The sequence below is a fragment of the Micromonospora sp. NPDC047557 genome (assembly GCF_043205095.1).
Taxonomy (GTDB): Bacteria; Actinomycetota; Actinomycetes; order Mycobacteriales; family Micromonosporaceae; genus Micromonospora.
Genome location: NZ_JBIDDK010000001.1, coordinates 1647027 through 1655403, shown reverse-complemented (window position 1 = coordinate 1655403; position 8377 = coordinate 1647027). Strand labels below are relative to the sequence as shown.

10 protein-coding genes are annotated in these 8377 nt (G+C 70.2%); 4 read left to right on the top strand and 6 right to left on the bottom strand.

Annotated features, from left to right (window positions below; genetic code table 11):
* Both ACGGAQ_RS07840 and ACGGAQ_RS07835 read left to right on the top strand, forming a co-directional pair.
* Window positions 1–223 (top strand): non-reducing end alpha-L-arabinofuranosidase family hydrolase (locus ACGGAQ_RS07840; protein WP_393045581.1); only part of this gene is annotated, 223 nt, incomplete at its 5' end.
* 241 nt (window positions 224–464) lie between these two features.
* Window positions 465–1694 carry a GH25 family lysozyme gene (locus ACGGAQ_RS07835; RefSeq protein WP_393045579.1) on the top strand — a complete coding sequence of 410 codons (1230 nt, stop codon included), beginning with the start codon at window positions 465–467 and terminating at the stop codon, window positions 1692–1694.
* A 63-nt stretch (window positions 1695–1757) separates the two neighbouring features.
* Here the strand turns inward: ACGGAQ_RS07835 and ACGGAQ_RS07830 are convergent, their stop codons facing one another.
* Together ACGGAQ_RS07830 and ACGGAQ_RS07825 are read right to left on the bottom strand one after the other, a co-directional pair.
* The gene (locus ACGGAQ_RS07830; protein ID WP_393045578.1) at window positions 1758–2414 is read right to left on the bottom strand and encodes a response regulator; all 657 of its coding nucleotides are present in this window, start codon (window positions 2412–2414) and stop codon (window positions 1758–1760) included.
* Window positions 2402–3628, bottom strand: coding sequence for a sensor histidine kinase (locus ACGGAQ_RS07825; RefSeq protein WP_393045577.1), 1227 nt, complete (start codon window positions 3626–3628; stop codon window positions 2402–2404). The genes ACGGAQ_RS07830 and ACGGAQ_RS07825 overlap by 13 nt, the downstream gene beginning before the upstream one ends.
* 170 nt (window positions 3629–3798) lie before the next feature.
* Here ACGGAQ_RS07825 and ACGGAQ_RS07820 point away from each other — a divergent pair, with 170 nt between their 5' ends.
* Entirely contained in the window at window positions 3799–4017 is a 219-nt protein-coding gene (locus ACGGAQ_RS07820; RefSeq protein ID WP_393045575.1) for a hypothetical protein, read from the top strand.
* 27 nt (window positions 4018–4044) lie between these two features.
* Here ACGGAQ_RS07820 and ACGGAQ_RS07815 read toward each other — a convergent pair whose 3' ends face one another.
* On the bottom strand, window positions 4045–4575 hold the full coding sequence (locus tag ACGGAQ_RS07815; protein ID WP_393045573.1) for a DUF3455 domain-containing protein: 531 nt from the start codon (window positions 4573–4575) through the stop codon (window positions 4045–4047).
* A gap of 294 nt (window positions 4576–4869) precedes the next feature.
* Here ACGGAQ_RS07815 and ACGGAQ_RS07810 point away from each other — a divergent pair, with 294 nt between their 5' ends.
* Window positions 4870–6363 carry a sulfatase gene (locus tag ACGGAQ_RS07810; protein WP_393045571.1) on the top strand — a complete coding sequence of 498 codons (1494 nt, stop codon included), beginning with the start codon at window positions 4870–4872 and terminating at the stop codon, window positions 6361–6363.
* A gap of 63 nt (window positions 6364–6426) precedes the next feature.
* Here the strand turns inward: ACGGAQ_RS07810 and ACGGAQ_RS07805 are convergent, their stop codons facing one another.
* The 3 genes from ACGGAQ_RS07805 to ACGGAQ_RS07795 all read right to left on the bottom strand — a co-directional run bounded on the left by ACGGAQ_RS07805 (window position 6427) and on the right by ACGGAQ_RS07795 (window position 8242).
* A complete protein-coding gene (locus ACGGAQ_RS07805; RefSeq protein WP_393045569.1) occupies window positions 6427–6858 on the bottom strand; it encodes an SRPBCC family protein in 432 nt (143 codons plus the stop codon).
* Window positions 6859–6896: 38 nt separating this feature from the next.
* Window positions 6897–7301, bottom strand: coding sequence for a MarR family transcriptional regulator (locus ACGGAQ_RS07800; RefSeq protein WP_393045567.1), 405 nt, complete (start codon window positions 7299–7301; stop codon window positions 6897–6899).
* A gap of 65 nt (window positions 7302–7366) precedes the next feature.
* A complete protein-coding gene (locus ACGGAQ_RS07795) occupies window positions 7367–8242 on the bottom strand; it encodes an N-acyl homoserine lactonase family protein (protein ID WP_393045565.1) in 876 nt (291 codons plus the stop codon).
* Between the last annotated feature and the right edge of the window lie 135 nt (window positions 8243–8377).

Genomic DNA, 8377 nt, shown 5'->3' with positions numbered 1-8377 from the left:
CCAAGCCGCCACCGAAAGCAACCCCTTCGCCGGCAAAGCCAACAGCGGCGCCACCTGGACCAACGACATCAGCCACGGCGAACTCATCCGCACCAGCGCCGACCAAACCTTCACCGTCGACCCCTGCAACCTCCAACTGCTCTACCAAGGCCGATCCCCCAACTCCGGCGGCGACTACGGCCTCCTGCCCTACCGCCCCGGCCTGCTCACCCTGCAACGCTGACACCACGCAGGACACGCAGCGGGCCCGGCAACCTGCCGGGCCCGCTGCCTGCTGCCTGCTGCTGATCGATGCTTGCGGTCCACCGGACAGCGGGGCCCTCCATCAACAGGGGATACTCTGCGAGCCCGCTTCGACGGAGCCACCCGCCGCACCCCACCGGCGGCGAGGACAGGACGCAGCGAGCCTCCGGTCACGTCGACGATCAGCTCGACCTCGCGAGCAAGGAGAAACCCACCCCACCATGTCTAGAAGACTGCTCTGCGTACTGCTGTCCGCCGGCCTCGCGGTCGGTACGGCCCTCGGCGTGACGCAGTCGGCGCAGGCCGCCGACCCGACCGTCGGTGGTGGCGGCCACCCGAACGCCGGCGTCGCCCCGGGCGCGCGCAGCGGCGCGATGTCCGCGAGCGCCGCGCTCCCGACGGGTTACACGGTCCGGGGCATTGACGTCTCCAGCCACGACCACAACCTCGGCCCGATCAACTGGCCCGCGGTCGCGGCTAGCGGCGTCAAGTTCGCCTACGTCAAAGCGACGGAAGGTAGGACGTACCTCAATCCGTACTTCGCCGAGGACTATGCGGCGGCCAAGGACGCCGGTCTGCTCGTCGGTGCCTACCATTTCGCCCGCCCGGACAAGCGCGACCCGATCAACGAAGCCAACTTCTTCGTCGACAGCGCGAAGTTCGTCAAGGACGGCCAGACGCTCGTACCAATGGTCGACATCGAGTGGCCCTACTGGACCGGCGCGCCCACCTGCTACGGGCTGACCCCGACCGAGATGTCGGACTGGATCAAGTCCTTCACCGACCAGGTCAAGGCACGCATCGGCCGGCCCGTGATGATCTACACGAACACCAACTACTGGAACCCCTGCACCGGTAAGAACGCGTCGTTCGGCGCCAACCCGCTGGACATCGCCGGCTACACCACGGCTCGCCCGCCCCTGCCGTCAGGTTGGACCGCGGAGACCATCTGGCAGTACGCCGCCGGCGACTCGAGCCAGCCCGGGAACTACAGCCAGAACGTCTTCAACGGCACCTACGCGGCTCTCACCAAGCTCACCAGCACGCCGGTGGCCACGCCCCCCGTCGCCCTGCGCGCACGGGCCAACAAGCGTTACGTGGTGGCCGAGAGCGCCGGTGCCAAGCCGCTGATCGCCAGCCGCACCACGGTTGCCCGGTGGGAGCAGTTCGATGTGATCAGTGCGGGCGGCGGCTACGTCGCGCTCCGCTCACGCGCCAACGGCCGGTACGTGAGCGCGGAGAGCAAGGGCACCAAGCCGCTGATCGCCAACCGGACCAAGGTCAGCACCTGGGAGAAGTTCACCATCGTCAACAACTCGGACGGCACGATCAGCCTGCGGGCCGCAGCCAACGGCAGGTACGTGGTGGCGGACAGCAAGGGCACCAAGCCCCTCATCGCCAACCGGACGTCGATCAGCACCTGGGAGAAGTTCGACCGGATCAGCCTCTGAACACCGCCCCTGCCCGGTGCCCCCACAGCGGGGCGCCGGGCGGGCGGTACCGGCGTACCAGAGCTACGGTTGGTCGCCGTCCAGGTAGCGCAGCACCGCGGTGACCCGGCGGTCGGCCCGGTCGTCCGGCGGGAGCTGGAGTTTCGCGAAGATGCTGCGGATGTGCTTGTGCACCGCGCCGTCGGTGACGAACAGCCGCTCGGCGATCGCCGTGTTGCCGAGCCCTTCGGCCATCAGCCCCAGCACCTCACGCTCGCGCGGCGACAGCTCGGCTAGCGCCGTGTCCGGCCGGCGGTTGCGGGCGAGCAACTGCGCCACCACCTCCGGGTCGATCACGCTGCCGCCGTCCGCGACGCGACGCAGCGCGGCGAGGAACTCCTCGACCCGGCCCACCCGTTCCTTCAACAGATAACCGAGCCCGGCGGCGCCCACCGAGAACAGTTCGGTGGCGAACGCCTGCTCCACGTACGCCGACAGGACCAGCACCGCGAGGCCGGGTCGGCGGCGGCGGGCCTCCACCGCGGCCACGATGCCCTCGTCGGTGTGGGTCGGCGGCATCCGTACGTCGACGATCGCCACGTCCGGCGCGTGCTCGTCGACCGCGACCAGGAACTCTCCCGGGGTGCCCGCGGTGGCGACCACGTCCAGTTCCTCCGCCCGCAGCAGCAGCGCCAAACCCTCGCGCAACAGCGGGTCGTCCTCGGCGATCACGATCCGCATGGCAGCTCCACGTGCATCCTCGTCGGCCCTCCCGATGGGCTGGTCAGCGTCATTTGCCCGTCGTACGCCTCGACCCGCCGGCGGATGCCGGTGAGCCCGGAGCCGCGTGCCTCGTCGGCGTCGCCGCGCCCGTCGTCCTCGATGGTGACCAGCAGTTGGCCGTGCTCGCGGCGCACGGCGACGTCCACCTGGCTCGCCCCGCTGTGCCGGACCACGTTGGTCAGCGCCTCGGCCACCACGAAGTACGCGGTGGCCTCGACCGACGCCGCGCAGCGGACGGCCACGTCCACCGCGAGCCGGCACGGAACCGCGCAACTGCCGGCCAGGCCCGCCAACGCCCCGGCGAGGCCCCGGTCGTCCAGCACGGGCGGCAGGATGCCGCGCACCACCGTCCGCAGTTCGCCGAGCGCCTGTTCCGCCGCGTCCTGCGCCTGCCCGAGGATCTCGTCGGCCCGGTCCGGGTCGCGCCGTACCGCCCGGCGCGCGGCACCCAGCAGCACGTTGACCGCGACCAGCCGATTCTGCGTGCCGTCGTGCAGTGACCGCTCGATGCGGCGCAGCTCCAGGGCGTGGGCATCCAGCGCCGCGGCCCGGGTGGCGGTCAGCGCGGCGACCCGCAGCGACAGGTCGACCCCCGGCGGCGGGGGCAGCAGCCACCGGCCGGGCCAGGACTGGAAGCGGGCCAGTGCCGGACCGAACCCGACCGCGGCGACCAGCCAGCCCACCCCGAGCACCCCGACCACGAGCGCCTCGGACAGCCCGTCGATGCGCCACCAGCCGATCCCCGGTGCGCCGGCCTCGGGCGGGACCAGTCGGTACCACAGCGGGAACGTGATGTCCTGAAGGGCGTAGAGCGGCAGGGCGAGGCCGACCAGGCCGGACACGAGGCCGATGATCGAGTGGAGCGTGACCCAGCCGAGCTCCCGGCGGACGAACGGGTCACGCACCGCCTCCCGCAGCTCCTCCGGCACCGGCCCGGGAGCCGGGATCGTCGCGCCCCGACGGGACAGCCGAGCGCGCTCCCGATCGGCCACCGAACGCACCGTCCGCAACGCGCCGGGCGCCAGCCGCAGACCCACCCCGATCAGGCAGGCCAGTGCCACCACCACCACCCAGCACAGCGCGCCCAATGCCAGCAGCGCGGTGCCCAGCCCGCCGACGAGGTGTTCGAGGGCGTCGACCGAGGCGCGCACCCGGCCCCGCACGTACGCCATCGCCGCCCACCTCCCGCGCCAACATAGGCCACCGCGAGCACGGCCGGCAGCGTCCGCGGCGGAAAGTACAGCCTGCTGTACCGCCGGTCGGCGAGCTGGTGGGATCGTCCCCGCCGGGGTCGCCCGCCTAGCGTCGATGGTGTCGTCGAACGTCACCGAGGGAGACAGTCGTGACCGACCCGTACCGCATCATCGAGGCCCCCGCCGCCGCGCCGGAACGGCCCGGCGGCCTGCTCCGTCCGCTGCTGTGGCTGGTGCTCTTCATCAGCGCGGCAATCAACGCGGTGCTCTCGAGCGTGATCGACAACCCGTGGATCGGCTCGGTGTTCGGCCTGGCCGCGGTGCTCTGCGCGGCGGCGCTGATCGTCCACCACCGGCGCAACCGCTGACGCCGTCCCGTCGAGGAGACGGCGCGGTTACCGCTTCGCGGCCCAGAAGACGTACACCGCGCCGTACGGCACGGCAGTCGTCGCGCCGTCGACGCAGGCGCCCGCCGGGGCGACGCCGCCCGAGGTCAACAGACGGCTGACGTACGCGACGTTACCGAGAACGCCGCTGCCGGCGCGGCTGTCCACAGTCAGCAGCAGCTCGGGGATCGTCCCCGGGCGCGGGCTCTCCGCCGTCTTCTTCGCCGTGATGAGCGAGCCGTCGCGCTCGGACTGCCAACTCGGCCCCTTGAAGTGGTGGATCCGGCCACCGGTGCCGATCAGCTGAGCCTCCGGTACGGACGCGCCGGTGAACACGCCACCGGCGCAGGTGTAGGTCTGCGTTCCGCGAGTGACGACGTACGCGCCGACCGGGCGGGATCCCGCCGGTGGCTTGATCGCCGGGGCGATGCGCGGGATGTCTACCCGGCGGGCGTCAGTGCCCGCGGCGGCCGGCGCGGCGACCTCGGCGGCCGACGCCTGGTGGGTCACCGCGCCGATCGCCGTCAGGACGCCGGCCATCCCGACGACCGCAATCGCTCGGACACGGGAGCGAGAGGTGCTGATCATGCGATTCCTCCGATCGAGGCAGGCGCATCCGCGCCCACATGTGTCCGCACGGAAGAAATGCGCACCGCGATCAAATTCGCGCCACATTTGATCGATCGTTCACCCTTGGGCGGCAGCCTCACGGGCAACCCCGCGCTGCCCGGGTACGGGGCGATGACGCGTGCGGTGAACAGCCTGACGGGTCATTGATCAGATCATTACCACTTGTTCAATAGATGCTGACAAATTCCGGTCAGTCTTGGCGACATGGCCATCACCCAGCGACGCCTCCTCGCCACCACCGTCGTGGCCGGGCTGGCTCTGCTCGCCGCGTGGGCTCCGGCACGCGCCGCGGAGCCCGCCCCGACGCCCACCGCCACCGCGCCCAACATCATCTTCGTCCTCGTCGACGACCTCGCGTGGAACCTCGTGCCGTACCTGCCGCAGGTCCAACAACTGCAGAGCGACGGGGTCACCTTCACCAACTACACCGTCACCGACTCGCTGTGCTGCCCGTCCCGCTCGTCGATCCTCACCGGCCAGTTCCCCCACGACACGGGTGTGTTCACCAACGGCGGGGCCGACGGCGGATTCGCGGTCTTCAAGGGCCGAGGCAATGAGAACCGGACCTTCGCCACCGTGTTGCAGGGCAAGGGCTACCGGACCGGATTCCTGGGCAAGTACCTCAACGGCTACCAGCCGGCGGACACGCAGGGAGGCGCGCTGCCGTACGTCCCGCCCGGCTGGTCGGAGTGGTACGTGGCCGGCAACGGGTACTCCGAGTACAACTACGACCTCAACGAGAACCACACCGTCGTCCACTACGGCAGCCAACCGGTCGACTACCTGACCAACGTCCTGTCCCGCAAGGGCAAGGACTTCATCCAGCGCTCGGCGGCCGCCAACACGCCCTTCCTGCTGGAGGTGTCGACCTTCGCTCCGCACAGCCCGTTCACCCCGGCCAACCAGGACCTCGACGACTTCCCCGGGCTCACCGCCCCGCGCACCGCGGCGTACGACCGGCTGCCCACCAACCCGCCCTCCTGGCTGGCCGACAACGGACCGCTCACCGCGCAGGAGAAGAGCACCCTCGACACGAACTTCCGCAAGCGTGCCCAGTCCGTGCAGGCGGTCGATCGGCTGATCGGCAACCTGCGCGCCCAGCTCACGACCAGCGGCATCGCCGACAACACCTATGTCGTGTTCAGCTCCGACAACGGCTTCCACATGGGCGAGTACCGGTTGACCGGCGGCAAGCAGACCGCCTTCGACACCGATGTGCGGGTCCCGCTCGTCGTCGCCGGGCCGGGCGTCGTTCCCGGATCGCAGCGCGCCGAGATCGTGCAGAACATCGACCTGGCACCGACCTTCCAGCGCATCGGCGCCGCCGACGTCGGCACGCACGTCGACGGGCGCAACCTGCTTCCTCTCGCGCAGGGCGAGGCGGCGCCGAACTGGCGTACCGGGGCGCTGATCGAGCACCACGGCCCCAACCAGGCCGCGGACGATCCCGACGCCCAGGACCGCCGCAACGGCAGCCCGATCACCTACGAGGCTCTGCGGACCGCGACCTACACCTACGTCGAGTACTCCAACGGCGAACGGGAGTACTACGACAGGACCGTCGACCCGCACCAGCTCAACAACATCGCGGCCGGCCTCTCGGCCACGCGACGGGCCGCGCTGCACGGTGCCCTCACGTCGTACGTCGCCTGCCACAGCCACTCGGCGTGCTGGACGGCCGGTCACGTGCCGGCCTGACGAGCGCGGGTTCCCGGGCGGCCTCGACAGCACGGCCCGTCGCGGGTGACGGCGAAGGGCTAACTACTCCAGGAGTTGTTTCAGCGTGCCGAGGTTGTCCCGCATCCCGCCCTTGAAGAGCCTCTCGGCAAGCGGTCCGAGGAGTGCGGCCGGGCCGGTGAGACCGGCCGCGCTGATCGTGCCCTCCAGGATGAGTCTCGTGGTGCCGTCGGACGGCCGGACGAGGTAGCGATAGGCGAACGGGGTGGGCCCGGTCAGCGAGGCGAAGGTGACCTCCTCGCCCTCCACGTACGCGGTGATCGACACCTCGTTGCGGGCCGGCCCGCCGGGCAGGTCTCGGTACACCTCGTACCGGGTTCCCAGGCCGCCAGCGCCGCCGACGCGCTCCACGCGTCGCACTGCCGAATACCACCGCTGCATGGTGGTGAAGTCGGCGACGAAATCGAACACCCGCCCTGCTGGGGCCGCGATGTCCAGGTCGAGGTGAAAGGTCATGGTGTCCCCTGTGTGCGTGCCGCACCTCGACGACGCGGTCAGTCCGTCTGCTTGCTCTCGGCAGCGAGGCGGTTCGCGAGGGCGAGTCCGGCGGGTGATTGTCGGGTGAAGCCGTGCAGGAAACCGATGAACGCGTCGATGTCCGTTCCCGCACTGGCCTGGTCGAGCAGGTCGTACAGCTGATTCTCGATTTCGGCGACGCGGCGGGCCCTGTCCCGGCCCGGCTCGGTGAGCGTGAGCCTGACCTGCCGCCGGTCGTGTTCGCTTGTGGTTCTCCGCACGAGACCCGCGGCGACGAGTCGGTCGACGATGCGACTCGGGCTGGTGCCGGTGTCGCAGACGAGCATGTCGCCGAGTTCCCGGAGGGCGAGCGGTCCGTGGTCGCCGATGATGCGCAGTGCTTCCGATTGCGCGGGCGTGACACCGATCTCGGACAGCAGCACCGTGAGCTGACGGTTGCCCTCTCGTTGTGCCGCGAGAATGAGGTAGCGGAGCTGTTCGGCTGTTCTCACACCCGCATCGTGCCGTGTTCAGGCAGCGCCGTGGCCAGGAGCCCGGCCGCCGCGGGGTCGTGCGCGGCGAGAATCGGCATGCTCGGATAGCGGGCAGCCAACGCGTTGACGCGCCGGGTGGTTTCGTGCAGACCGGCGGCGTCGCCGACTCCGGGGATGCGGTCGGCCGCGAGCCGCCGCACGTCGTAGGTGACATCACCGACGAACAGCATGGGCGGCAGCCCCGCACTGCGCAGCAGCAGCGACATCGAGCCGGGCGTGTGCCCGGGGGTGGGCAGCAGCAACAGCGAGCCGTCACCCATGACGTCGTACGCGTGCGTGAACGGCGCGATGGCGGGGTCTTCGACGCGAGGCGGGAGGACAGCCGTGAAGGTGACACCGGGGACGTGGATGTGATCACGCAACAAACCCGCGAACACCGCGAACCTCTTGTCGACCTCCGCGAGCTCGGCGGCGGCGACCAGGACCCGCGCTGATCTGGGCAGCTCCCGCAGGCCGCCGATGTGGTCCTGGTGCAAATGGGAGAGGACTGCCACCCGGACGTCGGCGATGTCGTAGCCCAGTTCGCGGAGCCGGTCGGTCAGGGTCCCGCCGGCAGGAACGTCGAACGTGGCGAGACGACGGTAGATGTGCCCGGCCGGGCCGCCAGGGAAGTAACCCGGGTCGGTGACCGAGCGCCGGTCCTGGCCGGTGTCGAACAGCACCAACCCACTGTCGTGCTCGATGACGTACACGTTGATCGGGAGGGGCTCGGTCCAGCGGCGAGACGTGTTGAGCCACCACATCAGCGGGGTGCCGTTCGTCTCGCGGTGCTCGGGGCGGATCTGGACGGTGCCGGTGCTGACAACCGTGACCTGCTTGATCGGTGTCACCGCGAACTCCTTAGATGTCGCGACATTCATGTCGCGACATGAATTAGATGTGCCACCACCCCAGACGTCAAGCCCTGAGGGAGGTACTCCGACACCGCAAAGCACCAGACAGCGGCTCTCAGTCGCCCGGCCGCC

Coding starts and splice junctions, on each gene's coding strand:
- ACGGAQ_RS07835 (WP_393045579.1), top strand. CDS start 465: ATGTCTAGAAGACTGCTCTGCGTACTGCTGTCCGCCGGCCTCGCGGTC.
- ACGGAQ_RS07830 (WP_393045578.1), bottom strand. CDS start 2,414: ATGCGGATCGTGATCGCCGAGGACGACCCGCTGTTGCGCGAGGGTTTG.
- ACGGAQ_RS07825 (WP_393045577.1), bottom strand. CDS start 3,628: ATGGCGTACGTGCGGGGCCGGGTGCGCGCCTCGGTCGACGCCCTCGAA.
- ACGGAQ_RS07815 (WP_393045573.1), bottom strand. CDS start 4,575: ATGGCCGGCGTCCTGACGGCGATCGGCGCGGTGACCCACCAGGCGTCG.
- ACGGAQ_RS07810 (WP_393045571.1), top strand. CDS start 4,870: ATGGCCATCACCCAGCGACGCCTCCTCGCCACCACCGTCGTGGCCGGG.
- ACGGAQ_RS07805 (WP_393045569.1), bottom strand. CDS start 6,858: ATGACCTTTCACCTCGACCTGGACATCGCGGCCCCAGCAGGGCGGGTG.